Annotated in this window: 25 protein-coding genes and 1 pseudogene; 10 read left to right on the forward strand and 16 right to left on the reverse strand. The window is 63.1% G+C overall.

The features are described 5' to 3' along the window. Nucleotides 1-88: 88 nt before the first annotated feature. Entirely contained in the window at nt 89-742 is a 654-nt protein-coding gene (locus ABID44_RS17110; RefSeq protein ID WP_354152910.1) for a DUF924 family protein, read from the reverse strand. A 337-nt stretch (nt 743-1,079) separates the two neighbouring features. Continuing rightward, on the reverse strand, nt 1,080-1,355 hold the full coding sequence (locus ABID44_RS17115; RefSeq protein WP_354152911.1) for an RrF2 family transcriptional regulator: 276 nt from the start codon (nt 1,353-1,355) through the stop codon (nt 1,080-1,082). Between ABID44_RS17115 and ABID44_RS17120 the strand changes: the two genes are divergently transcribed. Further along, nucleotides 1,300-1,710, forward strand: coding sequence for a YbaN family protein (locus tag ABID44_RS17120; RefSeq protein ID WP_354152912.1), 411 nt, complete (start codon nt 1,300-1,302; stop codon nt 1,708-1,710). The genes ABID44_RS17115 and ABID44_RS17120 overlap by 56 nt on opposite strands. Nucleotides 1,711-1,739: 29 nt before the next feature. Here the strand turns inward: ABID44_RS17120 and ilvD are convergent, their stop codons facing one another. Continuing rightward, nucleotides 1,740-3,413 carry a dihydroxy-acid dehydratase gene (gene ilvD / locus ABID44_RS17125; RefSeq protein ID WP_354152913.1) on the reverse strand — a complete coding sequence of 558 codons (1,674 nt, stop codon included), beginning with the start codon at nt 3,411-3,413 and terminating at the stop codon, nt 1,740-1,742. A gap of 157 nt (nt 3,414-3,570) precedes the next feature. On the opposite strand from ilvD, the gene ABID44_RS17130 reads away from it, so the two are divergent. From ABID44_RS17130 to sdhD, 3 genes are read left to right on the forward strand one after another with little or no spacing between them, the layout of a single operon-like run. After that, on the forward strand, nt 3,571-4,365 hold the full coding sequence (locus ABID44_RS17130) for a succinate dehydrogenase iron-sulfur subunit (RefSeq protein WP_378226851.1): 795 nt from the start codon (nt 3,571-3,573) through the stop codon (nt 4,363-4,365). A 10-nt stretch (nt 4,366-4,375) separates the two neighbouring features. Continuing rightward, nucleotides 4,376-4,783, forward strand: a complete 408-nt coding sequence (gene sdhC / locus ABID44_RS17135; RefSeq protein WP_354152915.1) for a succinate dehydrogenase, cytochrome b556 subunit — start codon at nt 4,376-4,378, stop codon at nt 4,781-4,783. 5 nt (nt 4,784-4,788) lie between these two features. Beyond that, nucleotides 4,789-5,163 carry a succinate dehydrogenase, hydrophobic membrane anchor protein gene (sdhD, locus tag ABID44_RS17140; RefSeq protein ID WP_354152946.1) on the forward strand — a complete coding sequence of 125 codons (375 nt, stop codon included), beginning with the start codon at nt 4,789-4,791 and terminating at the stop codon, nt 5,161-5,163. A 22-nt stretch (nt 5,164-5,185) separates the two neighbouring features. On the opposite strand, the gene ABID44_RS17145 is transcribed toward sdhD, so the two are convergent. Next, nucleotides 5,186-5,632: a CBS domain-containing protein gene (locus ABID44_RS17145; RefSeq protein ID WP_354152916.1), complete on the reverse strand. Its 447-nt coding sequence runs from the start codon at nt 5,630-5,632 to the stop codon at nt 5,186-5,188. Between the two features lie 145 nt (nt 5,633-5,777). After that, complete coding sequence (locus ABID44_RS17150; protein ID WP_354152917.1) at nt 5,778-6,002, reverse strand: hypothetical protein; 225 nt, start codon at nt 6,000-6,002, stop codon at nt 5,778-5,780. Between the two features lie 227 nt (nt 6,003-6,229). Here ABID44_RS17150 and fdxA point away from each other — a divergent pair, with 227 nt between their 5' ends. From fdxA to ABID44_RS17165, 3 genes are all read left to right on the forward strand, one after another. Continuing rightward, a complete protein-coding gene (fdxA, locus tag ABID44_RS17155; RefSeq protein WP_354152918.1) occupies nt 6,230-6,571 on the forward strand; it encodes a ferredoxin FdxA in 342 nt (113 codons plus the stop codon). 107 nt (nt 6,572-6,678) lie between these two features. Continuing rightward, nucleotides 6,679-6,909, forward strand: a complete 231-nt coding sequence (locus tag ABID44_RS17160; RefSeq protein WP_354152919.1) for a hexameric tyrosine-coordinated heme protein — start codon at nt 6,679-6,681, stop codon at nt 6,907-6,909. A 94-nt stretch (nt 6,910-7,003) separates the two neighbouring features. Next, on the forward strand, nt 7,004-8,233 hold the full coding sequence (locus tag ABID44_RS17165) for a threonine ammonia-lyase (RefSeq protein WP_354152920.1): 1,230 nt from the start codon (nt 7,004-7,006) through the stop codon (nt 8,231-8,233). A 162-nt stretch (nt 8,234-8,395) separates the two neighbouring features. On the opposite strand, the gene ABID44_RS17170 is transcribed toward ABID44_RS17165, so the two are convergent. Then, nucleotides 8,396-10,309 carry a heavy metal translocating P-type ATPase gene (locus ABID44_RS17170; RefSeq protein WP_354152921.1) on the reverse strand — a complete coding sequence of 638 codons (1,914 nt, stop codon included), beginning with the start codon at nt 10,307-10,309 and terminating at the stop codon, nt 8,396-8,398. 124 nt (nt 10,310-10,433) lie between these two features. After that, nucleotides 10,434-10,664 carry a heavy-metal-associated domain-containing protein gene (locus ABID44_RS17175; RefSeq protein WP_354152922.1) on the reverse strand — a complete coding sequence of 77 codons (231 nt, stop codon included), beginning with the start codon at nt 10,662-10,664 and terminating at the stop codon, nt 10,434-10,436. A gap of 107 nt (nt 10,665-10,771) precedes the next feature. Between ABID44_RS17175 and ABID44_RS17180 the strand changes: the two genes are divergently transcribed. Then, complete coding sequence (locus tag ABID44_RS17180; RefSeq protein ID WP_354152923.1) at nt 10,772-11,686, forward strand: LysR family transcriptional regulator; 915 nt, start codon at nt 10,772-10,774, stop codon at nt 11,684-11,686. A gap of 43 nt (nt 11,687-11,729) precedes the next feature. Here ABID44_RS17180 and ABID44_RS17185 read toward each other — a convergent pair whose 3' ends face one another. From ABID44_RS17185 to ABID44_RS17205, 5 genes are all read right to left on the reverse strand, one after another. Further along, nucleotides 11,730-12,203, reverse strand: a complete 474-nt coding sequence (locus tag ABID44_RS17185; protein ID WP_354152924.1) for a hypothetical protein — start codon at nt 12,201-12,203, stop codon at nt 11,730-11,732. A gap of 144 nt (nt 12,204-12,347) precedes the next feature. Further along, complete coding sequence (locus tag ABID44_RS17190) at nt 12,348-13,340, reverse strand: FAD:protein FMN transferase (RefSeq protein ID WP_354152925.1); 993 nt, start codon at nt 13,338-13,340, stop codon at nt 12,348-12,350. Then, nucleotides 13,321-15,528, reverse strand: coding sequence for a PepSY domain-containing protein (locus ABID44_RS17195; protein ID WP_240578844.1), 2,208 nt, complete (start codon nt 15,526-15,528; stop codon nt 13,321-13,323). Before ABID44_RS17195 ends, ABID44_RS17190 begins: the two co-directional genes overlap by 20 nt. A 12-nt stretch (nt 15,529-15,540) precedes the next feature. Continuing rightward, complete coding sequence (locus tag ABID44_RS17200) at nt 15,541-16,011, reverse strand: DUF2271 domain-containing protein (protein WP_240578845.1); 471 nt, start codon at nt 16,009-16,011, stop codon at nt 15,541-15,543. Nucleotides 16,012-16,303: 292 nt separating this feature from the next. Continuing rightward, entirely contained in the window at nt 16,304-16,702 is a 399-nt protein-coding gene (locus ABID44_RS17205; protein WP_240578847.1) for a c-type cytochrome, read from the reverse strand. A gap of 214 nt (nt 16,703-16,916) precedes the next feature. Between ABID44_RS17205 and ABID44_RS17210 the strand changes: the two genes are divergently transcribed. After that, nucleotides 16,917-17,066 carry a hypothetical protein gene (locus tag ABID44_RS17210; RefSeq protein WP_240578848.1) on the forward strand — a complete coding sequence of 50 codons (150 nt, stop codon included), beginning with the start codon at nt 16,917-16,919 and terminating at the stop codon, nt 17,064-17,066. A gap of 205 nt (nt 17,067-17,271) precedes the next feature. Next, entirely contained in the window at nt 17,272-18,582 is a 1,311-nt protein-coding gene (locus ABID44_RS17215) for a ferredoxin reductase family protein (RefSeq protein ID WP_240578849.1), read from the forward strand. Between the two features lie 253 nt (nt 18,583-18,835). Here the strand turns inward: ABID44_RS17215 and ABID44_RS17220 are convergent, their stop codons facing one another. The 4 genes and pseudogenes from ABID44_RS17220 to ABID44_RS17235 form a co-directional block, all read right to left on the reverse strand. Continuing rightward, nucleotides 18,836-19,093: a hypothetical protein gene (locus tag ABID44_RS17220; RefSeq protein WP_240578850.1), complete on the reverse strand. Its 258-nt coding sequence runs from the start codon at nt 19,091-19,093 to the stop codon at nt 18,836-18,838. 181 nt (nt 19,094-19,274) lie between these two features. After that, nucleotides 19,275-19,529, reverse strand: a pseudogene (locus tag ABID44_RS17225) (VIT1/CCC1 transporter family protein); the annotation flags it as partial. A 105-nt stretch (nt 19,530-19,634) separates the two neighbouring features. Continuing rightward, nucleotides 19,635-20,150 carry a cytochrome b gene (locus tag ABID44_RS17230; protein WP_354152926.1) on the reverse strand — a complete coding sequence of 172 codons (516 nt, stop codon included), beginning with the start codon at nt 20,148-20,150 and terminating at the stop codon, nt 19,635-19,637. A 73-nt stretch (nt 20,151-20,223) separates the two neighbouring features. Beyond that, nucleotides 20,224-20,622, reverse strand: a complete 399-nt coding sequence (locus ABID44_RS17235) for a PepSY domain-containing protein (protein ID WP_354152927.1) — start codon at nt 20,620-20,622, stop codon at nt 20,224-20,226. Between the last annotated feature and the right edge of the window lie 128 nt (nt 20,623-20,750).

A 20,750-nucleotide genomic window follows, 5' to 3' on the forward strand; every position in this document is an offset into this window, starting at 1 on the left:
CAGAAAGGAAAGCCGGGAGGTGATAAAATTCACGAAACGGATGGGGCAGCACCTTCAAAATGGGGGAGGCATCGTGAAACGTTGTCTTTTAGTCTTTTTGAAACGCGTTCTTATGCGGGAATGCACCCTTGGCGAGATACGCCTCCTCGGCAGCGGTTGATGTGCGGCCGAGCACCGAATTACGATGAGGATGGCGACCGAACGCTACAACGACCTCGCGAACGTTACGGGCCTGTTTGATCAGCGATATATAGATTGGCCGAAGCGGGATCGGGGCTCCGGCAGCAATTTTCTCACGCAGGCTGATCAGCAGATCGAGACGTTGTAAATGGTCCGGCCCTTCGCAATGACCGAGCGGCAAGCCATGCACCACTTTGAACCACGGCGTTTCCAGTGAGGCATAGTGCCCGTTGGAAAGGCCCTCGGTTACCAGCGCCAGCGCGCGAACGTCCTGGGCATAGGCGCGCACGCCATCCCGCCAGACAGAGCGGGAAAATTGGTCGAGGATGACAATCAGTGCCAGCCGTCCATGCGGATCCAGCGCCCAATGATCGAGTACGCCAGCCGCGGCCTGTTCGGTAATACGGGAAAAGCGCGCCAAGATCTCGTCGTCGGCGCCACCCTGCATCCTCCAGCGCCAATGCACGCTATGCGCCTGCGCGTCGACGTTCAACGAGCACCCCTCGGGAAACCAGAAATGAAGGATAGCGTCCCAATCCCGGCAGTCCTTGATAGTCTGCATATCAGACTCCACTTCCAAAATTTCAAACGTTACACCTCGTAACATAAAACTCTCGTCCGCACGGAGCGGGGTTCCCCTTTTCAGCCTCACGCGCCTAGACGGTCTAACGTCCGGTGGTCAGCGATATGAGTGGCTCTGCGCCTCCCCCGCCAACCGAGATGGTCGCTATACGCTATCGGGCAACGGGGTGGCGCACCTGCCACACGGCTTGAATCTTGTTGGAGAACCTCACTTTAGATCAAGGGCCCGGAATCATGCCCATGGCAACAATCAACCTATCACAACAACCTTGCAAAGGTCCCGATACCAAGACGGCAAGAAAGGTCGTAACGTCCAGTTAGGGTGCAGCGCATAGCGGTTTTTCTGAAGCTGACCCAGGATAGGCGCAAGAGGCCACACTCGTCTTATCGAGTTCGGCGATGAAAGCCTCCCGTGCTGCGGCCAGTTGTGGTCGTAAGCGACAGCCCGACGTCAACAGGCATGCTCCGCCATCGGCTCGAAAGCATTCCACGGTGGCATGGCGCTGCTCCAGGAAACGCACGACCTCGCCAAGCGTAATGGTATCAGCTGTTCGCGCCAGCCGGATAGGGGCGGATGGCGTCGGCGGCGGCATGCGGATTGTCTGGCTGATTTCAGGCCTGGTAAGCCTGGCGCTGGGCGGGCTGGGCGTGGCGCTGCCGCTGTTGCCCACCACGCCGTTCGTACTGCTGGCGGCTTTCTGCTTCGCCAGATCGTCGCCCGCCCTGCATGGCTGGCTGTTGCGCAACCCGGCTTTCGGCAAGGCAATCCGTGACTGGCGAGCCAACCGCGCCATCAGCCGTCGGGGCAAGACGGCGAGTGTGCTTGCCATGGCGCTGTCCCTGGCTCTCTCACTCGCCCTCGCTGTCGAACCCATGGTCATCAGCCTCCAGGCACTGGTGCTGTCCGGCGCTGCCGGATACATCCTGACGCGCAAAACCGCAGCATAAGGTCCCGCCTCATGTGAACGGACGAAGACCTATCCGGTGACGGCGCCTTCGCTGGCTGGGCGGGCGAGCGCGGAGAACTTGGCCAGCACGCCGCGCGTGTAGCGTGGCTTCGGCTGTTGCCAGGCGGCGCGGCGGCGCGCGATCTCGGCCTCCTCAACATTGAGATGCAGGAGCAGCCGGTGGGCGTCGATGGTAATCGAATCGCCCTCCTCGACTAGCGCGATGGTGCCGCCTTCATAGGCTTCCGGCGCGACGTGGCCGACCACCATGCCCCAGGTGCCGCCGGAAAAGCGCCCATCGGTGATAAGGCCGACGCTCTCGCCGAGGCCGCGCCCGACCAGCGCCGAGGTTGGCGCCAGCATTTCCGGCATGCCCGGCCCGCCCTTCGGCCCGAGATAGCGCAGCACCACCACATCGCCCGGCCTGATCTTGTCGGCGAGGATCGCATCCATGGCCGATTGCTCATCATCGAACACGCGCGCCGGGCCGGAGATGACGGGGCTTTTCAGGCCGGTGATCTTGGCCACCGCGCCGTCCTCGGCCAGATTGCCCTTCAGGATGGCGAGATGGCCTTCGCGGTAAAGCGCCTTTTCGATCGGCATGATAACCTGCTGGTCGGCACGCGGCTCGTCGGGGACTTCGGCCAGTTCTTCGGCCAGCGTGCGGCCGGTGACCGTCAGGCAGTCCCCGTTCAAGAGGCCGGCGTTGAGCAGGATCTTCAGCACCTGCGGAATACCGCCGGCCTGGTGCAGGTCGACCGCCATGTAGTGGCCGGACGGCTTCAGGTCGCACAGCACCGGCACCTTGCGGCGCACGCGCTCGAAATCGTCCAGCGTCCAGTCGATTTCCGCCGCATGGGCGATGGCCAGATAATGCAGCACCGCATTTGTGGAGCCGCCGATCGCCATGATGAGCGCCACCGCATTCTCGATGCTCTCGCGGGTGATGATGTCGCGCGGACAAATGTTCTTCTTCACCGCCTCGACCAGCACGCGGCCGGATTCGGCGGCGCTGTCGGTCTTCTCCTTGTCGGGGCTGGCCATGGTCGAGGAATAGAGCAGCGACATGCCGAGCGCCTCGAAAGAGGAACTCATCGTGTTGGCCGTGTACATGCCGCCGCAGGAGCCCGTGGTGGGGCAGGCGTTTTGCTCGATGCCCTCGAAATCCTCCTCGCTCATGGTGCCGGCCATGAAGGCGCCGACCGCCTCGAAGGAGGAGACGATGGACAGATCCTCGCCTTTCCAGCGGCCGGGCTTGATGGTGCCGCCATAGACATAGATCGCCGGTGCGTTGGCGCGCAGAATGCCGATCATGCCGCCCGGCATGTTCTTGTCGCAGCCGCCAAGCACCAGCACGCCGTCCATCCACTGGCCCTGCACCGAAAGCTCCACGCAATCGGCGATCACCTCGCGCGAAACCAGCGAGTATTTCATCCCCTCCGTGCCCATCGACATGCCGTCCGAGATGGTCGGTGTGCCGAAGACTTGAGGATTGGCGCCGGCTTCCTTGATCGCGATCACAGCCGCGTCGGCGAGCGGCTGGAGACCGGCATTACACGGCGTGATGGTGGAATGGCCATTGGCAACGCCGATCATCGGCTTGTCGAAGTCGGCCTTCTCGTAGCCCAGCGCGTAATACATGGCCCGGTTGGGCGAGCGGGCAACGCCTTGCGTAATATGCTTGGAACGTTCGTTGAAGGGCATGGCAGATCCTCAATGCGACAAAGTGGAGCCCTGCTGTCTTGCAACAAGAGGATGCATGAGACCCAATCATGTGGGCTTCATTCCACCGCTGAAAAGAACTACGGTAGATGTATCTTATGACTGGTCGGGTCACAATCGCGGAGCCTGGAGATTTGTCATGAAATCGTTCCTGCCGTTGAACTGGGGCGTCGAGGCTGCCTCCAGGATCGCTCGCGGGCGCATATGGCCAGCAAAGAATACAACAGGCCCGATCCGCACGCTGGAAATCTACCGTTACGACCCTGATGCCGAAAACGGCCCGCACCTCGATACCTATTCCATCGACCAGGACGATTGCGGGCCGATGGTCCTCGATGCCCTTGTCAAGATCAAGAACGAGATCGATCCTACATTGACATTCCGCCGCTCCTGCCGGGAGGGTGTATGCGGGTCATGCAGCATGAATATCGGTGGTAGGAATTGGCTGGCCTGCACGCAGGCGATGGACGATATCGACGGGCCGATCCGCATTTTCCCGCTCAGCCACATGCGTGTCGTCAAGGATCTGGTGATCGATCAGTCCCACCTGTTCGACCAGCACAAACTTATCCAGCCATGGCTTCAGATGGAAGGACCCGAGCCGGAGCGCGAACGCCTGCAATCGCCTGAAGAGCGAGCTGAACTGGATGGCTTTTACGAATGCATCCTGTGTTTTTCCTGTACGGGCGGGTGTCCGAGCTATTGGTGGAACGGCGACCGCTACCTTGGACCCGCAGTATTGCTGAACGCCTATCGATGGCTCATCGACAGCCGCGATGAAGCGACCGGAAAACGCCTGGACGATCTGGAGGATCCGTTTCGCCTCTATCGTTGCCACACCATCATGAATTGCACCAAGACATGCCCCAAGGGCCTCGAACCGGCCAAGGCGATCGCCAAAATCAAGGCGATGCTCGTTGCGCGTCAGCAATAGGTCGGATGCCATGAAGAAAAAGCAGAGAAGTCCGCGCCCATTGGCCCCGGACCTTCAAACCTACCGCCCGACCCTGACCATGACCATGTCGATCGTGCACCGGGCGACCGGCATCGCCCTGTATATCGGTTTTATCGGAATGGCAGCCTGGCTCGCAGCTTTGGCCGCCGGGCCTCGACCTTATGAGGTGATGCGGCAGGTTCTTGGGTCCTGGGCCGGTTTGCCGATCCTCATCGCATTTACCTGGGCCATTCTTCACCATGCGTTCGGCGGCATCCGCCATCTGATCTGGGACCTGAGCATCGCCCACACCTATCCCTGGCGTGAATATCTGACCCGGGCGACGCTCGTCGCTTCGCTACTTTGCGCAAGCCTGTTCTGGATTGCGCTGTTTTGGACCGGAGGGCGTCCATCATGAAATCGATGCGCTCAGGCCTGGCTCGCGCGCGCGGCCTTGGTGCCGCCGGGAGCGGGACGGAAACGTTCTGGAGGCAGCGCGTGACCTCCGCCCTTGGCCTGCCTCTTGTAGCGGGGTTGCTGATCGTTTTCTGGAAGCTGGCCGGTGCTGATTATGCGTCCGCCCGCCTTTTGATCGCAAATCCGGTCGTGGCCGTGCTGATGGTCATGGTCATCGTTAATTTTGCCGTTCACATGCGGCTGGGCGCCCAGGTCGTCATCGAGGACTATGTTCATCGCCCCGTCCTCAAGCCACTTCTGTTGATGATCAATACCGGGACGGCCTATAGCGCCGCGATCGTCGCGGCCCTGGCTGTGATCAGGATCGCGGCTTTCGGCTGACGGGGGTAAGGTTGCGGACGGCTCAGCGATAGCCGACGCACATGACGTAGTCTTTGAGGAGCTCTTCCTCGTACTCGACTTCCGACAGCAGCGCCTCAAGGGCGTCCGATGCAAAAAGAAGTCCGAGCGGCCTGCGCTCGGCGTCAACGACCGGGACGCACAGTAACCTGTTCTGCTTCATGGTCGACCAGACGTCTTCCAGCACCTGGTCCGGCGCGCAAGTGATGACTTCTTTCGTCATGACGTCCGCACACATGGTCGTGCAGGCGCATCCCTGGCAATGCTGGATCTGGCGCACGATATCCGTTCGCGTGACCACTCCGACCATCATGCCATCGACATCGCACACGACGGCCATGTGCCTCGCATCGTCCGACAGAAGTGCGGCCGCCTCCGTGAGTTGCTGGCCGTGGCCAATAACGAGCCGGCGCTGGCGGATCGCCGGCAACATGCTGTTCACCCGCATCATGATGAGCCCTTCTGAGACGAGGCTCTGTGGCCTACCTCCAGATTATCGACCGACGCGCTGTTGGGCATTGGCGAACACAAGGTGCGTCCGGCACCCGAAGGCCCAGTGAAGCTTGGCAGGGCGGGGAGAATGCTGAACAAAATCGTCATTTATCCTGGCCGTCCTCCCTATCTGCTCGTTCCTGCTCGTGATCCGCCGACGCATCGTCATGCACCCGGCTGATCCACGCGGGAGGATCACTGGCGGGGAACGATTCCCAGGACGCCTCCGAGACATCGTCCCATTCCGCATTGCCGTCCTTGTCGGCCGAACTTGAGTTCGGCGATGGGCGGTCTTTATCAGCGGCCGGGGTGTTGGGATCATTCGGCATCGGAGGCCTCCTGACAATCACGAAAATTGATACATCTGGCATGTATCATAGCCCTTCAAGCCGCAGGCGCAATGTTTTGGCGATATACTTAAATCGAATCTGCACGGCTGGCGCGGTCATTTTGTCTCAGTATGCAATTGGCATAGAAATATGCGTTTCCGATGTATCTTTTAGCTACCGGATTTCCGACTATCCAGGAGACCTCGTAACCCGCCGGCAACTGTGAAATGACCTATGTCGTCACCGACAATTGTATCAAATGCAAATACACTGATTGTGTGGAAGTTTGCCCGGTCGATTGCTTCTACGAAGGCGAAAACATGCTCGTCATTCACCCTGACGAGTGCATCGACTGCGGTGTGTGCGTTCCCGAATGTCCGGCGGAAGCGATTTTTCCCGACACCGATCCCTCAGCTACTCCTGCCTGGCTGGCGCTCAACCATGAATTCGCATCCGCATGGCCGAACATCACGCGCAAGAAAGCGCCGCCCGACGATGCTGATAATTGGAACGGGGTGCCTGGAAAATTTGACGCCCATTTCAGCAGCAAGCCAGGAGGCGAGGAATGATCGCCGGTTTTCTTGCCACGGAGCGTCCGGAAACTTCTTCGCCCGCTACCGCTTCGGGCGGAAGCGATCCTTGAAACAGGCAATGCACAACAGGAAAGGAATATTGCATGGCTGACAATTGGCTTCCCACGCTCAAGACCGCGACGCCTCAGGAAGGCTTCGAACTCGCAACCAAGCTGGCCCGCATCGGTGTCAAGGTTACTCAACCCTCGGCCGAACTGCGCGACAAGCTGCGTGCCGCCTATGAGCAGGATACCGTTCAGTTGATTGCCTCCTCCCAAGTGATCGCCACCCATTTTCAGACGGTGGCGGCCGCCAACAATTACTGGCGCGATTGAGGCGGCTTCGGACGAGCCAGCGCCGGGTACCAGCTCGTCCGAGCCTGGCTGAAAGGTTGGCGGAGCCGGCGTCGAGCTCATGAGGGAACCGGGTATGGATCAGCCATTTGCGATCACGCCACGCGACATCGAGGAAGCAGCAGGTCGCATCGCCGGGCACGTGTTGCGCACGCCATTGGTAGCGGCGCCACGGCTTTCTGAACTTGTCGGAGCCGAGGTGGTGGTCAAGCATGAGAACATGCAAGCCACCGCCTCCTTCAAGGAGCGCGGCGCCGTCAACAAGCTGCTCCGGCTCACCGAAGACGAGCGCCGGCGCGGTGTGATCGCCATGTCGGCCGGCAACCATGCCCAAGCTGTCGCCTACCATGCGAAACGCTTCGGCATACCGGCCACCATCGTCATGCCGGAGACGACGCCATTGGTGAAAGTGGAAAACACGCGCTCGCAAGGTGCGCGCATCGTGCTTCATGGCGAGACCCTTTATGAATCCGCAGACAAGGCGCGAGAGATCGCCGTTGCCGAGCAACTCACTCTCATCCATCCCTATGACGATGCCGCGATCATGGCCGGGCAGGGAACCGTGGCGCTGGAGATGCTGGCCGACGCGCCCGATCTGGACATGCTGATCATTCCTGTGGGTGGCGGTGGGCTGATGGCCGGCAACGCCATCGCCGCCAGAGCAATCAGGCCAACCATCGAGCTTATCGGCGTGGAGGCCGAACTCTACCCGTCCTTCCTTAATACGATGGACAGGCAGAACCGGCCGATCGGCGGGCCGACGCTGGCCGAGGGCATTGCGGTCAAGACGGTCGGCGAGCTTACCTTGCCGATCATCCGCGGCCTCGTCGCCGACATCGTGCCGGTTAGCGAAGAACTGATCGAGCGCGCCGTCAACGCCTATGCCAGCCTGCACCACACATTGGCTGAAGGGGCCGGCGCGGCGGGGCTTGCCGCGATGTTGAAGGAGCCTGCGCGCTATGCCGGGCGCAAGGTCGGTTTGGTGCTATGCGGTGGCAATATCGACACGCGCCTGCTTGCCGGGATCATGGTGCGCGAAGTGGAGCGTGAGGGCCGCATCGTCTCCCTCCAACTGACCAGCGATGACCGGCCAGGCCTGCTCGGCAAGGTCGCGAGCCTGCTTGGCCGGGAGGGCGCCAACATATTGGAGGTCAGCCATAGCCGGCGCTTCCTAGACGTCCCGGCCAAGGGCGTGTCGATCGAGGTTATGATCGAGACGCGCGGCGTAGAGCATTCGAGTGCGATCGAGGAGGCGCTGGCGCAGAATGGTTTTTCACTCGCTCCCTCCGGTCGCGGATACCTATGAGCGATAGCGATGCCCGAAGCCGATCAGCACTAGCGTTCATGTGTGTCCTGCGTTCGGTGATCGAAAGCGTCGGCGGTTCCCAAAATTCCGGGCGACGGCTTTCGTAACACAAAACCCGCGCCGATGCGGCGCGGGTTGGCTATCATGCAGCATTCTTCTTGTCTATGCCGGCACCCGCTCGGCAGTGGGCGCCATCATCGCCGGCGTTTGCCGCGTGGCAGCCGGAACGCGCAACAGGCGCATGCCGTTGAGGATGACGATCAGTACCGACAACTGGTGGACCAGCATGCCACCGGCCATATGGATGGAGCCGGTATAGACCCCGGCCAGCAGGCCTAGCACGGTCAGCACCGCGATGACCAGGTTCTGGCGCATATTGGTCAGCGTGGCACGCGAGATCTCCATCGCCTCGGCGATCTTGCCCAGATCGTCGGTCATCAGTGCGATGTCGGCCGTCTCGATGGCGATGTCGCTGCCGCTGGCGCCCATGGCGATGCTGATATCAGCGGCCGCCAGCGCCGGGGCGTCGTTGATGCCGTCGCCGACCATCGCTACGCGCAGGCCTTCGGCCCGCATCGCCCGGATCCGGTCCAGCTTGTGGTCGGGCATCATCGCGGCGTGGATCTCATCCACCCCGACGGCAGCGGCGACCGCCTCGGCCGCTGGGCGCTGGTCGCCGGTCAGCATCACCACCCGGCGCACGCCGAGCGCATGCAGTCGGTCGATCATCGGCCTGGCGCTGGCGCGCGGCATGTCGGCCAGTCCCAGCAAGCCGGCGACCTTGCCATCATGGGCCACAATAACCACGGTGTAGCCAAGCCCGTGCAGATGGCCAATGCCGGCCTTGGCCTCGGCGTCGAACGTAATGCCGAGATGGTCGAACAGGCGGTGGCTGCCGACAGCGATCTGGGCGCCGTCATGGCGGGCGATCAGACCCATGCCGGCAATTTCCTCCAGGGCTTCGGCGGTGGGTAGGTGCCCTTGCGAGCGGGCGGCCTCGATGATCGGCCGGCCGAGCGGGTGGTTCGAGCCTGTCTCGGCAATCGCCGCCCACAACAGGACGTCTTGCCTGCTCTTGCCCGCCAACGCCACGATCTCGGCCAGGCGCGGCTGGCCTTCGGTCAGCGTGCCGGTCTTGTCGAGCGCCAGCGCGGTGATGCGGCCGGCATTTTCCAGATGTTCGCCGCCCTTGATCAGGATGCCGGCGCGCGCCGCCCGCCCAATCCCGGCGACCACCGAGACGGGTGTCGAGATGACCAGTGCACCGGGGCAGCTGACCACGAGCAACGTCAGCGCCAGTTCGATATTGCGTGTCACGGCATAGCTGACGAGCGCCATCACGAACACGCCGGGCGTATACCAGCGACCGAAGCTCTCGATCATCCGCTGGGCCGGGGCCTTGGCTTCCTGGGCTTCCTCGACACGGCTGATGATGCGCGCCAGCGTGGTGTCGGCACCGACGCCGGTGGCGCGCAGATGCAGCAGGCCGTTTTCGGCAAGGGTGCCGGCAAAGACGCGTGAACCGGGCGCCTTTTCCGCCGGGATCGGCTCACCGGTGATGGCGGCCTCATTGACGGCAGCGGTGCCTTCGATCACTTCGCCGTCGACGGGTAGCCGCTCACCGGCTTTCACCAATACGGTTTCGCCCCGCACCACTTCATGGGCGGCGACCTCGACCGGCTGGCCATCGCGCAGCACGGTGGCGGTAACGGGGGCGGCATCGAGCAGCGCCTTCAGCGCACTGCGCGTGCGGCTCATCGTGCGCGTTTCCAGCCACGCCCCCAGCATGAACAGGAAAGTGACGGCAGCGGATTCCCAGTGATTTTCGATGAACAGCGCGCCGACGGCGGCGACGATGACCAGCAATTCGATGCTGAGATGACGCAGTCGCAGCGATGTCCAGGCCCTGAGTGCAATGTCATAGCCGGCCAGGACTGCGGCAAGCGTCATCAGCAGCGCCCAGGGCGCGGCCTGCCCGAAACCGTAAAAGGCGACCAGCGCGGCGGTGATGGAAAGGCCGCTGGCAACTGTCAGCCATTTGCGCCGGTCGGCGGGATGACGGTAGGCGGCGAGCAACGGGGAAAACATTTGTCGTCTCCTTGATGGGCAAGCCCTGCCGCCGGAAGTGACAGGGTTCTGGGGCATGGGACCACCTGCGCGTGGCAGGGACGCGCATGGTGGACGGGGCGCAACTTAGGCGTCAGAACGCAGCCGGTTTGGCCGTGTAGCCGACCTTGGCGACGGAATTGACCAGGGCGGCCACGTCGCTCAGCGCCGGATCATGCTCGATCTCGATGCGGCCGCTGGAGAATTTTACCTCGGCCTTGGTTACGCCAGGCAACGCCAGCAGCGACTTTTCGATCTTTGGCACGCAGCTTGGGCAAGACAGTTCATCGCTGCGCAGCAGGGTCATTATATTGGTCGTGGTCATGGCTGGTTCCTTTCAAGGGATCGGCCGGAGATCGGCATTGTTTCTGAAATGAAGATAGGTACGCTATTGACGCACAGGAATTAGCAAAACTGGAAAGGCATCCTTGCATGAACGCACAGGGCCAGGATTGGGACGACCTTCGCATATTCTTGGCAGTGGCCCGGGCCGGGTCGCTTTCGGCTGCGGCACGCGTGCTGGGTGTCACCCATTCAACCGTTTTCCGTCGCATCGGAGGCTTTGAGGCACGATTGGGTGCGCGGCTGTTCGATCGGTTGTCCGGCGGATATGCACTGACGACAGCCGGCGAGGAGATGCGCGATTCTGTCCTCCGCATCGAGGAGGAAATCTCCGCGCTGGCCCTGAAGGTCACTGGGCAGGACCAGCGGCCGAGCGGGACGATCCGCATAACTGCCACCGACTTGCTGGCCGTGGGGGTGCTTCCCCGTCATATTGCCGCGTTCCGGGCAGAATGGCCGGGGATCGAGATCGAGGTAGTGGTAGCGGACACCATGCTGGATCTGACGCGGCGCGAGGCGGACGTGGCGCTGCGGATCGGCAATCCGGTGCAGGAAACGCTGGTCGGGCGGCGAGTTGGCCGACTGGCGTTTGCCGTCTACGCAACGTCAGACCCCGGTGCGGGGGAACCGGGCGATCCAGCCCACGGTGACTGGATCGGCTATGGCTCAAACCACGGTCCGCTGAGCCGCAGCCTGGCGCGCTGGTGGCCGCAGATGCGGCAGGTCTATCGGACGAATTCGATCACCGCCGCCCATGCCGCGGCGCGAGCCGGGATCGGTCTTGCCGCCTTACCCTGCGTACTTGCCGATTGCGATCCTGAACTGGTTCGCGCCACCTCGCTTCCCGAAGACTTCATGCTGGATCTGTGGCTTCTGACACACGAAGATCTGCGCAATACCGCGCGTGTCCGCATCTTCCTTGATTTCATGGCCGCCGCGCTCGCCGCCAATGCCGATCTGCTGGAGGGACGCTGCCCCTGCAAGACGAAACCGGCGGGGGCATGACGCCCCCGCCGGACCCATGCTTCGGGCTGACACCCGACCTGTATCAATTGAACGCCTGCCAGCCGGGATGCTCGAAATGCTCGCCATAGGCGTTGAGCGCCTGAACGATCGTCACTGCGCCTGTTTCCACCTCGCCCTTCTCCAGCGCCGCGACGCCGTTCATGACTTCACCCAGGACGACGTGGAACTGTTCGTCGACCTTGGGTTCGAGCACGCAGTTCTCGATCATGAAATCGAGCTGCTTTTGAATGTCGGCGGCAATCTCCTTGCTGGCATCAGCCGGCAGGGTACCGGCATGAATCGCCTCGAGATTGGCGGCCATCGTGCCATGGATCGCGGTCATGCCGGTGATCATGTTCTGGTCGCCCTGCCATTTGGCGCCGTTGTTCAGCATGATCTCGATCGGCGCCTCGCCGGAGCCGTCATGGGCATGGGTTTGCGCCGCGACGATCCCCGATGTGCTCAGGGCGAGGGCGAAGGCCATAGCGAAAGCGGTGAAGGGTCTTGCAGTCTGCATGGTAGTCTCCTGTGGTTGCTGTGTTGATTCCGGCCGCAACGGGTAATCAGGGAATGCCGTCGGGGTTGAGATGAAAATAGACTGTCCGTTTTCGATTAGGTATTGGCGAAGCCTGCAAGAAGTCCTTGCATCAATGGACAGGCTTCAGATGACGACAGAACGCTCCCGGCCTGACCTCGACGCCACTCCGCCGTCGAACAGCGGGCCGACGGTGCGGGCTTGGACACCATCGGCCCTGCGCTCGAGGAAGAGCGCATCGAGGCCACGGCGCACTGCCAGGTCACTGCCTGCCTCAGCACCCAGCACCATCAGCGCGGTTGCCCAGGCATCGGCTTCGGCGCAGCTGCGGGCAACGACCGTCACCGAAGCGGGCGACGACCGGAGCGGAGCGCCGGTCATTGGGTCCATCGTGTGTGACAGGCGCCGGCCCTGAACCGTCACACCATGCCGGTAGTCGCCCGAGGTGGCGACGGCGGCGTCCTGCAAGGCCAGCAGCGACTGCGGCGCGCGGCGGTCGGGATCGGGCGCTTCGATGGCGATGGCCCAGGGCTGGCCATCGGGGCGCAGGCCCAGCGCTCGCATCTCGCCGTCGATGCCCACCAGCCCGGATGAAATGCCAAAGCCATGCAGTGTCTCGGCCAGCCGGTCCACGCCGTAACCCTTGGCGATGCCGTTGAGGTCGAGAGTGATCGGCGCAGCCTTGCGCACCGTTGTGCTTGTCGAATCCAGTTCCAGCACCGAGTGGGCAGGCCGGCGCGGCGCATCGCGGGCGTTGCGGATAAGGTGCTGGTCGGCCGTCGCCGGGCCGAAGCCCCAGGCGGCCACCGCATCGCCCATGCCGATGTCGAACGCGCCGCCCGAGGCGCGGCCGATGTCGAGCGCGAGGGCGAGCACCTCCATCAAACGCTTCGGCACCTCCACCCAAGCACCGGACGGCGCCGCGTTGAGGCGCATCAGGTCGCTGCCGGGCTTCCAGGTGGACATCTGCGCATCCACCTCGTCCACCGCCGCCTGCAGTGCGTCGCGGACCGGCCCGGGATCGAACGCTTCCGCCGCATAAAACAGCGCCGTCCAGCGCGTGCCCATGGTGGGGCCGTTCAGCGCCTGGCGCTTCGCTTCAATAGACATCTTCGACATAGCGTCCCTGAGCCTTGAGCAGGGCCGGCGTCAGGCCCGCAGGTGCGAGAATATCAGTGAGCGCGGCGGAGACGCCGGCCGCCATGTCGCGTCCGCCGCAGACCATGACCCGCGCCCCCCTGGCGACCAGGCGCGTGATCTCGGCAGCTTCCTCGCGCAACGCATCTTGCACGTAGCGGGGCATGCGCCCGCGCGAGCAGGCGGTGGCGAGATGGCGCAGACGGCCCTCTCTTTGCCAGCCCGTCAGTTCCGCATCGTAGAGGAAGTCGCTGCCGGGGTGACGCATGCCGAAGAACAGGTGGATCGGGCGCTGCCGCCTATTGGCGCGCACGAAGCCGGCCAGCGGCCCGATCCCCGTGCCGGCGCCGATCAGGATCAGCGGTGCGCGGCCACGGCCGGGATGGAAGCCGGGGTTGCGGCGCAGGAAAGCGCTGACCGTGTCCCCGGGCTCCAGCCCGAAAAGCTGGCTGGAGCACAGGCCGCCTGGATGCTTCTTCACGACGATTTCGATGAAGCCGTCGCGACGCCCGGAGGCGAGCGAATAGAACCGGGGAACGGACGCGCCTTGCGGCAGGATGCCGAGGAGGTCGCCCGCGCGGAAGCGGCCAAAGCCATGACCGGCCAGCCGCCGCCACAGCGCAATTTCAGGCAGGGCGAAGCGCAGGATGGCCGTCGGGGCCTGAACATCGGCGCCATAGTCGCGGCGCGAAAGCAGCATCAGCGGCAGGGCAGCCGGCGGAACCGGCTGGTGGGCAAGGACAAGGTCGATGCCTATCGCCACGCCAAGCGAGCGGCCCCAGCGGGCAAAATCCTGCGGCGACTGGCGGTCCACCGTGTCGAACGGGATGAGTTGGCGCCATCCCCTGGCTGCCGCCGTCTCCGTCACCGCCTGCGCGAAGGCGCAATAGGCGGCAAATCCGCGATCGCCGAAGCCGAGCACCGCCAGCGGCGCGGAAGGGGCCACGGACAAAGTTTGCAGCCGATCGAGGAAGCCCCCGGCCGAGGCCGGTGCGTCGCCGTCGCCATAGGTGGCGGCGAGGATCAGGACGCGCCGCGCCTGCCGGTAGCGCGCCGGGTCGAAGGCCGACATCGGCGCGGCATGCACCGTCTGGCCTGCACCTGACAGCGCGGCATGCAAGGTCGCGGCGAAGCCCCAGCTGCTGCCGCCTTCGCTGCCGACCAGCAGGATCGTCTCGGCATGCCCGGCGGCGACATTGCCACGAATGCGCGGCCGCCCGCGCCGGCCTGCGAGCCACAGGGCAAGGCCCGTGCCCGCCATCGCCGGTACGCCAAGCGCCATGAATCCGAGGACCAGCCCGAGAGTTGCCGCTCCCTGGCCGGTGTGCAGCATGTAGATGGTTTCCGAAACGCGTTGCCACCCGGTCAGGTCGCTCCATGCCAGAACCGCGCCGGTGCCCTGGTCGAGATAGCCCGTGCCGCGATCCGTCTTGAGGCTCAAGATGTCGGCCGCGTCGCCGGGATCGGGGAATGACAGGCTGCGCAGTTCGGCGACGGGCGTTTGCTTCAGCCTGTCCATGGCCGCGACGGACGCCCCGGTCTGGCCGCTCGCGTCGTTGAGGAAGGCTGGCGATGTCGGCCCGTCGGGCAAAAGATCGAAGGTCGAGGCCGTCATCCACAGGGCCGTGGCCGAGGACAGCAGAAGGCCGGCGACCGCGACGCGCGCAATCTCGACATGCAGCCGGCCGGCGAGCGGACCGCGCAGCGGCGCGAACCAACGCCGCCAGCCACCGGCCCGGCGCGCCACCAGCCCCGCGCCGGACAGAGCCAGCACCAGCATGGCGGCAGCGCCGGCGGCCATCACTATGCGGCCGCCGTCGTCCAGGAAAAGCGAGCGATGCAGGTTGATCAGCCACCGTTCGAACGGGTTGGGATCAGCGGCAGAGATGCCTTGTCCGGTCGCCGGATCGATGATCGCCGCCTGCGGCGCACCGTTCTCGAACCAGTAGGCGGTGATCCGGCCCGAAGGTGAGCGCCGGATCTGCTCCACTTGCGGGTGAAGGGCCTCGATGCGTGCCGCCAGATTGGCCACCGACAGCGTGGCCGTCGCCTGCGGCGAAGTCAGACGCTCGGCGGCGGGGAACAGCGACAGGGCCGCTCCGCTCAGGCTGAGCACCACCAGCAGAAGCGCGGCCAGCAGGCCGGACCAGCGGTGAAGGGCGCGCATCATGGCTGCCTCCCGCTACATGGCGTAGGAGAAATCGACAATGTAACGCCGGCCGGGCACCGCCGTGCCGGCACCGGCGGCCGTCAGCGGCACAGCCACTTCGTTGGGACTGTCGCGCATGTCCTCGACAGCGGCATCGACATGCAGCGTATAGCCGGCGTCGAACAGCGCGTCGGCCAGATCGAGCGTGATTTCCAGTGTGCGGCCCGCCCCGACGCTGGCGCCGGTGATGCCGTCGATCTCCGCGACATTGCCGCCGGTGGCGCGATACCAGCCGGACAGGTGCTCGTAATATTTGGACTTGGCGCCGGCCATCCACAGGCTGCCCACATAGGCGCCCTGCGCATCGGTGACATAGAGCGCCAGATAGGCGCCGTCTCCTCCATAGTTGCTCAGCGTCGTGGTCAGCGTGACAGGCCGGGCCATGGCGAGGCCGGGAAACGTGAGCGCCGTCGTGATGGCGAGGAGTGCAAGAAGCGATTTCATGTCAATGGTGCCTTTCCAGAGCCGCGCACCGGCGGTGTCTTCTGCCCGCCGGTGCGATCAATCTGGAGAATGTGCCTGAGCGCTTGCTGACGGCCCCGTGACTTTTGCTTCAGCTTATCGTCAGGAACGATCGGCGTGGCGCAATCCTGCACGGTCGCTGCCGGGTCGCGCTCCAAGAAGCTGGGCGACGCCCGTACGAAAAAACCCGGAACGGGTCGTGCACACATGAAAAGGCACGACCCGTCCGGGCTCGATATCTGTTTTCAGCCTGCCTGTTGAAGATCAGGAGCAGTCAATCATGCGTCTTTCCGTCCGCGTCGAATTTCTTCAGATAGGCGATCAGGTCCGAGATCTTTTGCTCGTCCTTCAAGCCTGCATAGATCATCTTGGTGCCGGGAATGGTGGCCTTCGGATTCTTGATATATTCGCGGAACGTCTCCTCGTCCCAGACGATCCCGGAATCCTTGTTTGCCGGTGAATACTTATACCCTTCGACCGAACCTGAGTGCCGGCCGATCAGGCCATTGAGCTCCGGCCCGACCCCGTTCTTGGCCTTCTCACCGATCTGGTGGCAAGCCCGGCATGCGGCAAACACCTTCTTGCCAGCCTCGGCGTCGTCTGCCGAAGCTGTCGCCGTTGCGAAAAATACCGTCGCCACGGATATCGTGGCAGCGTAGAAATAGGCCTTCATGCGATATTCCTCCTACAGTGAGCCGCTTCGGATGCGGCACGACGAATGAAATTCAATAGAGTGGATGGGTGCTTCATCTGCACAATCTACGCCGTCCTGCCTCGAGAACATCAGGGATTTGCGTCATCCATCGGCAAGCTGCTTGTAAAGCCAGCCACGGCGATCGGACCGCCGTGTTGTCCCCCTGGTTATTTTCCGTCATCCCGGTGATGATATGAAGCTGTCCGTCCGCCGCTTCTGGTCGCTTGCGGTTGGCATCGATACCGGTGCCGACGATTATCCGCTCAAGCGAAGCCACTCTCAACTGAAGCTCGATTGGAATGTCTTGAAGCTCGCCGCGCTTCCGAGCGCCATGAAGGCTTAAAGGGCAGGGATCTAGCCATTTATCGCGGCCTAGTCAGGCTGGGTTAACTGTTCTTCTTGGGGTTTTCTGTTCGGCGGACGAACTCCCAGTGCAGTTTTCGAAGGTCGCTGAGACAAGCGGCAGTTAATTCGACTTGAAACCGTGAAAGACGCGGGTAAGTCTTGGCAGACTACCGGTGCAAGTACCCCCAAGCGGGATGGGATATATGACTCGCGTTCGTACGGCCTTTGTCTGGATTGTTGCGGCCACGCTTGTGATGTGGCTCAGTGCCGAGTTGCCGCTGTGGCTGGGCGGATCCGCGACGCGCCGGTTTGGCGATGCATTCATGCAAGGCACGGGGGTTCTGGCCATCGTGCTGATGAGCCTGTCGCTGATGCTGGCAGCGCGCCCGCGGATCGTCGAGCGGTGGATGAACGGCCTCGACAAGATGTATCGCCTGCACAAATGGCTGGGCATCGCCAATCTGATCGTCGCCGCGGTGCATTGGCAAGCTTACGGGTTTGTCCGCTCGGCCGAACTCGATGCCGGGACCTCTGCCGCACCTATCGACGGATGGGCCGGGTTTGCCGAAGCGCAGCACGACACGGCCGTCTTCATCGGTGATCAGGCCTGGAAATTCGTTCTGGTCCTCAGCATCCTCGCGCTGGTAAAGCGGTTCCCCTATCGCCTGTTCTTCAAGACGCACTGGCTGTTCGTGCCGACCTATTTCGTACTGATTTACCATTCGGTGGTCCTGCTGGACATCAGCGCCTGGACCAGCCTGCTCGGCCCCGTGCTCGGGATCGTGATGGCGGCGGGCATATGGAGCGGCATCGTCTGCCTGTGGCGGAGCTTCCGCGTCACCGACGACCGCGCAATCGGCAATGTCGTCGGCATCACCTACCACGAGAGTGTGCGAACACTCGAACTCGAAGTGCAACTCGACAGCCGCTGGAAAGGGCATGAGGCGGGTCAGTTCGCCTTCCTGTCCACGGGCGAGGAAGCGCCGCATCCGTTCACCATTCTCAGCGCATGGCGCGGCGATGGTCGTGTTTCCTTTCTGATCAAGGAGCTCGGCGACTACACTTCCACCCTGTCCAGGACACTGAAGACCGGCGATGAGGTCAAGGTCGAGGGGCCGTGGGGCACGTTCGATTTCGCATCGGATGCACCGCGCCAGATCTGGATTGCAGGGGGTGTCGGGGTCACGCCCTTCATCGCCCGGATGCGGCACCTGGGGGAGCATCCCGACGGCAAGCTCGTGGACTTCTTCTTCTCGACGCCACAATCCTACCCGGAAGGCGACCGGCTTCTCGACCTGGACGCGCGGGCTGCCGGGGCGAACCTCCATCTGCACTTCAGCGACGAGGCGGGACTGATCACGGCTGAACATGTCGCGGCGATAGTGCCGGACCTGGCCAATGCGGATGTGTGGTTCTGCGGCCCGGCCGCCATGGGCGCGGCGCTGAAATCCGGGTTGGTCAAGCTCGGCCTGCCACCAGTGCGCTTTCATCAGGAGCTTTTCGAGATGCGTTGATCGGCGCAGGCCGGCCTCCAATTGCTATGTCTTGCCAAAACTGCGCGCCCGGCGCGATCCAATGGAAAAGAAGAAGCGGCAGTCACGCCACCCTCAATCCTCACGGAGCCATGGGGAAGGGCCAGCTCCGCGCAACTCCGGCTCATTCCTTCTAGATTGACGGCCCAAGGCGGCATGATCCGCTCCGCGTCAGCTTCCGTCGAACGCTCGTATGGCCCATTTCATTCGCGAACCGAATCGTCGCCAACGCTTCTTACTCCCGGTCGACATGATGGACTGGTTGCCCGAGGGTGACATTGTCCACGTCATTGTTGATGCCGTCGGGCTCATGGAGTTCAGCGAATTCGAGGCGACCTACAAGATCAGTTGAGCGGGCCAAGCCCTGAGCCACGGCGATGCTGCTGATACTGTTGATCGTCGGCATTCTCGGCATCGCCGTGTCCGGCGAGAGCATTGCGAATATCGTCAAATAGTTCCAGACGATCAGGATGATCGGGTCCAGAAAATCCACTTCGCATGGCAACTGAGCGGCTGGCTCATTCGTGAGGCATGGATCGTCTGGAACAGCTGGCACCCATCTCGATTATCGGAACTGCCGCCAACATGAATGCGGCTATCGACAACGGGCTTGCGCGGCGGCAAGGTTTCTCGGCATGACGGTTCCGGAGGTGCGCAATCGAGCCACGATAAACGGCGCGATCGAGATCGGCCGCGGTCGCGCCGCCGTCACCTCGGACATATTCGCCGGCGGCCATGGACATGGCGCCGGCAACTAGGCCGGCGACGCCGGCAACGAGCACTTCGGACGTCGAGGCAGAGGCCGCCGCGACGCCGACGATTAGACTGGCGGTCGAGACGATCCCGTCATTCGCGCCGAGAACCGCCGCTCGCAGCCAGCCGATGCGAGCGACCAGATGGGTCTCCGGATGCAGATGCGCGTGCACCAAAGCCTCCCTGCGATGTTGCCGTGCCTTGCCGGATCCATTCCCGCCGCCATGGCATCCTTCGGGCCAACTATGGTTGGCCGCGCCCGCGAACGGAAGCCCCTCTGTTCAGCGCAGGCTCATGCGCTGGAGCGTTCCGTCGCGCAGCACGAACTGGTGCCAGATGGCCATCAGCGCGTGCAGGCCGGCAAGGATCAGGATGAATGTGCCGGCATTTTCGTGCAGATCGGCGATCAGGCCGGGGCGTCCCTGGACCGCTGCGGTGAGCGCCGGAAGCTCGATGCCGAGAAAGGAAACCGGCACTCCCATGCGCGATGCAGCGTACCAGCCGGTTATCGGCAGGCCGATCAGAAGCAGATAGAGCAGGCCGTGGCCGGCCTTTCCGGCGGTTGCGAGCCAACCGCGCCCAGCATTTGCCTCAGGTGCGGCGCCGGCCAGCCGCAGGATCAGGCGCGGCACAATGAGGGCCAGCACCGCAAGGCCCAGCGTGAAATGCAGCAAGGGTGGATCCTGTGCCACTTCGCGGCCGCCCTCTGCCGTCAGCCAGGCACCGACCACCAGAAGGGCGGTCAGCCAGTGAATGATGACCATGGTTTTCGAATAACGGAAGGAGGTGCTCGGCATGATGGCTTTTCCTGCGGCGGAAAGGGTTGGGTGTGCCGGACCGGCGCCGGTGCGGCCTGTCGGTCATGTCAACCTACCTGACGACGCTTTTCGGCAGCTTGCCCGTCTCGAAAAGCTTGTTCGCCGGGGCTGCGCCGGAAGTATCGCTCGCGCCGGATTCGGAAGATCGCCGCCGTTCGCGCATGGCCGCGGCATCGTCCCGGTCTTCGTACTTCATCTTGACGACCGAAAGCGTTGCCGGGTCGATCTTGGCCTTGAACGACTGTCCGGCCCCGTCGATGCCCCTGATCTGGTAACACCCGTCATCGATCTTGAGCCTGCTCACCTGCCAGCCGCGCGCCTTGGCCATTGCCTCAACCGCTTCGCGAGACTGCCACTGATCCATCGGCACGTGACAATCATCGTCAGCCATCGCCGCACCGGCTCCAACCATGATGAGGAAAAGCGAAGCTGCCGCGATATGTTTCATCATGTCATTTGTCCTGCATCAGCGTTTGCATGAAGGAATGCTGGCATTCATTCCTGACGAATAGCTGAAGCCCAACCGACTTATCTGTCAGGCAACTGACAGGTCCGCCGACCAGGGATAGACGCAGTCAG

The sequence above is a fragment of the Aquamicrobium ahrensii genome (genome assembly GCF_040545755.1).
In the GTDB taxonomy this organism is placed as follows: Bacteria; Pseudomonadota; Alphaproteobacteria; order Rhizobiales; family Rhizobiaceae; genus Mesorhizobium; species Mesorhizobium ahrensii.

What these genes read in the sequence shown, in the direction of transcription:
- ABID44_RS17110 (WP_354152910.1), bottom strand. Translation starts at nt 742, where the DNA reads ATGCAGACTATCAAGGACTGCCGGGATTGGGACGCTATCCTTCATTTC.
- ABID44_RS17120 (WP_354152912.1), top strand. Translation starts at nt 1,300, where the DNA reads ATGGTATCAGCTGTTCGCGCCAGCCGGATAGGGGCGGATGGCGTCGGC.
- ABID44_RS17115 (WP_354152911.1), bottom strand. Translation starts at nt 1,355, where the DNA reads ATGCCGCCGCCGACGCCATCCGCCCCTATCCGGCTGGCGCGAACAGCT.
- ilvD (WP_354152913.1), bottom strand. Translation starts at nt 3,413, where the DNA reads ATGCCCTTCAACGAACGTTCCAAGCATATTACGCAAGGCGTTGCCCGC.
- ABID44_RS17130 (WP_378226851.1), top strand. Translation starts at nt 3,571, where the DNA reads ATGAAATCGTTCCTGCCGTTGAACTGGGGCGTCGAGGCTGCCTCCAGG.
- sdhC (WP_354152915.1), top strand. Translation starts at nt 4,376, where the DNA reads ATGAAGAAAAAGCAGAGAAGTCCGCGCCCATTGGCCCCGGACCTTCAA.
- sdhD (WP_354152946.1), top strand. Translation starts at nt 4,789, where the DNA reads ATGCGCTCAGGCCTGGCTCGCGCGCGCGGCCTTGGTGCCGCCGGGAGC.
- ABID44_RS17145 (WP_354152916.1), bottom strand. Translation starts at nt 5,632, where the DNA reads ATGATGCGGGTGAACAGCATGTTGCCGGCGATCCGCCAGCGCCGGCTC.
- ABID44_RS17150 (WP_354152917.1), bottom strand. Translation starts at nt 6,002, where the DNA reads ATGCCGAATGATCCCAACACCCCGGCCGCTGATAAAGACCGCCCATCG.
- fdxA (WP_354152918.1), top strand. Translation starts at nt 6,230, where the DNA reads ATGACCTATGTCGTCACCGACAATTGTATCAAATGCAAATACACTGAT.
- ABID44_RS17160 (WP_354152919.1), top strand. Translation starts at nt 6,679, where the DNA reads ATGGCTGACAATTGGCTTCCCACGCTCAAGACCGCGACGCCTCAGGAA.
- ABID44_RS17165 (WP_354152920.1), top strand. Translation starts at nt 7,004, where the DNA reads ATGGATCAGCCATTTGCGATCACGCCACGCGACATCGAGGAAGCAGCA.
- ABID44_RS17175 (WP_354152922.1), bottom strand. Translation starts at nt 10,664, where the DNA reads ATGACCACGACCAATATAATGACCCTGCTGCGCAGCGATGAACTGTCT.
- ABID44_RS17180 (WP_354152923.1), top strand. Translation starts at nt 10,772, where the DNA reads ATGAACGCACAGGGCCAGGATTGGGACGACCTTCGCATATTCTTGGCA.
- ABID44_RS17185 (WP_354152924.1), bottom strand. Translation starts at nt 12,203, where the DNA reads ATGCAGACTGCAAGACCCTTCACCGCTTTCGCTATGGCCTTCGCCCTC.
- ABID44_RS17190 (WP_354152925.1), bottom strand. Translation starts at nt 13,340, where the DNA reads ATGTCGAAGATGTCTATTGAAGCGAAGCGCCAGGCGCTGAACGGCCCC.
- ABID44_RS17195 (WP_240578844.1), bottom strand. Translation starts at nt 15,528, where the DNA reads ATGATGCGCGCCCTTCACCGCTGGTCCGGCCTGCTGGCCGCGCTTCTG.
- ABID44_RS17200 (WP_240578845.1), bottom strand. Translation starts at nt 16,011, where the DNA reads ATGAAATCGCTTCTTGCACTCCTCGCCATCACGACGGCGCTCACGTTT.
- ABID44_RS17205 (WP_240578847.1), bottom strand. Translation starts at nt 16,702, where the DNA reads ATGAAGGCCTATTTCTACGCTGCCACGATATCCGTGGCGACGGTATTT.
- ABID44_RS17210 (WP_240578848.1), top strand. Translation starts at nt 16,917, where the DNA reads ATGAAGCTGTCCGTCCGCCGCTTCTGGTCGCTTGCGGTTGGCATCGAT.
- ABID44_RS17215 (WP_240578849.1), top strand. Translation starts at nt 17,272, where the DNA reads ATGACTCGCGTTCGTACGGCCTTTGTCTGGATTGTTGCGGCCACGCTT.
- ABID44_RS17230 (WP_354152926.1), bottom strand. Translation starts at nt 20,150, where the DNA reads ATGCCGAGCACCTCCTTCCGTTATTCGAAAACCATGGTCATCATTCAC.
- ABID44_RS17235 (WP_354152927.1), bottom strand. Translation starts at nt 20,622, where the DNA reads ATGATGAAACATATCGCGGCAGCTTCGCTTTTCCTCATCATGGTTGGA.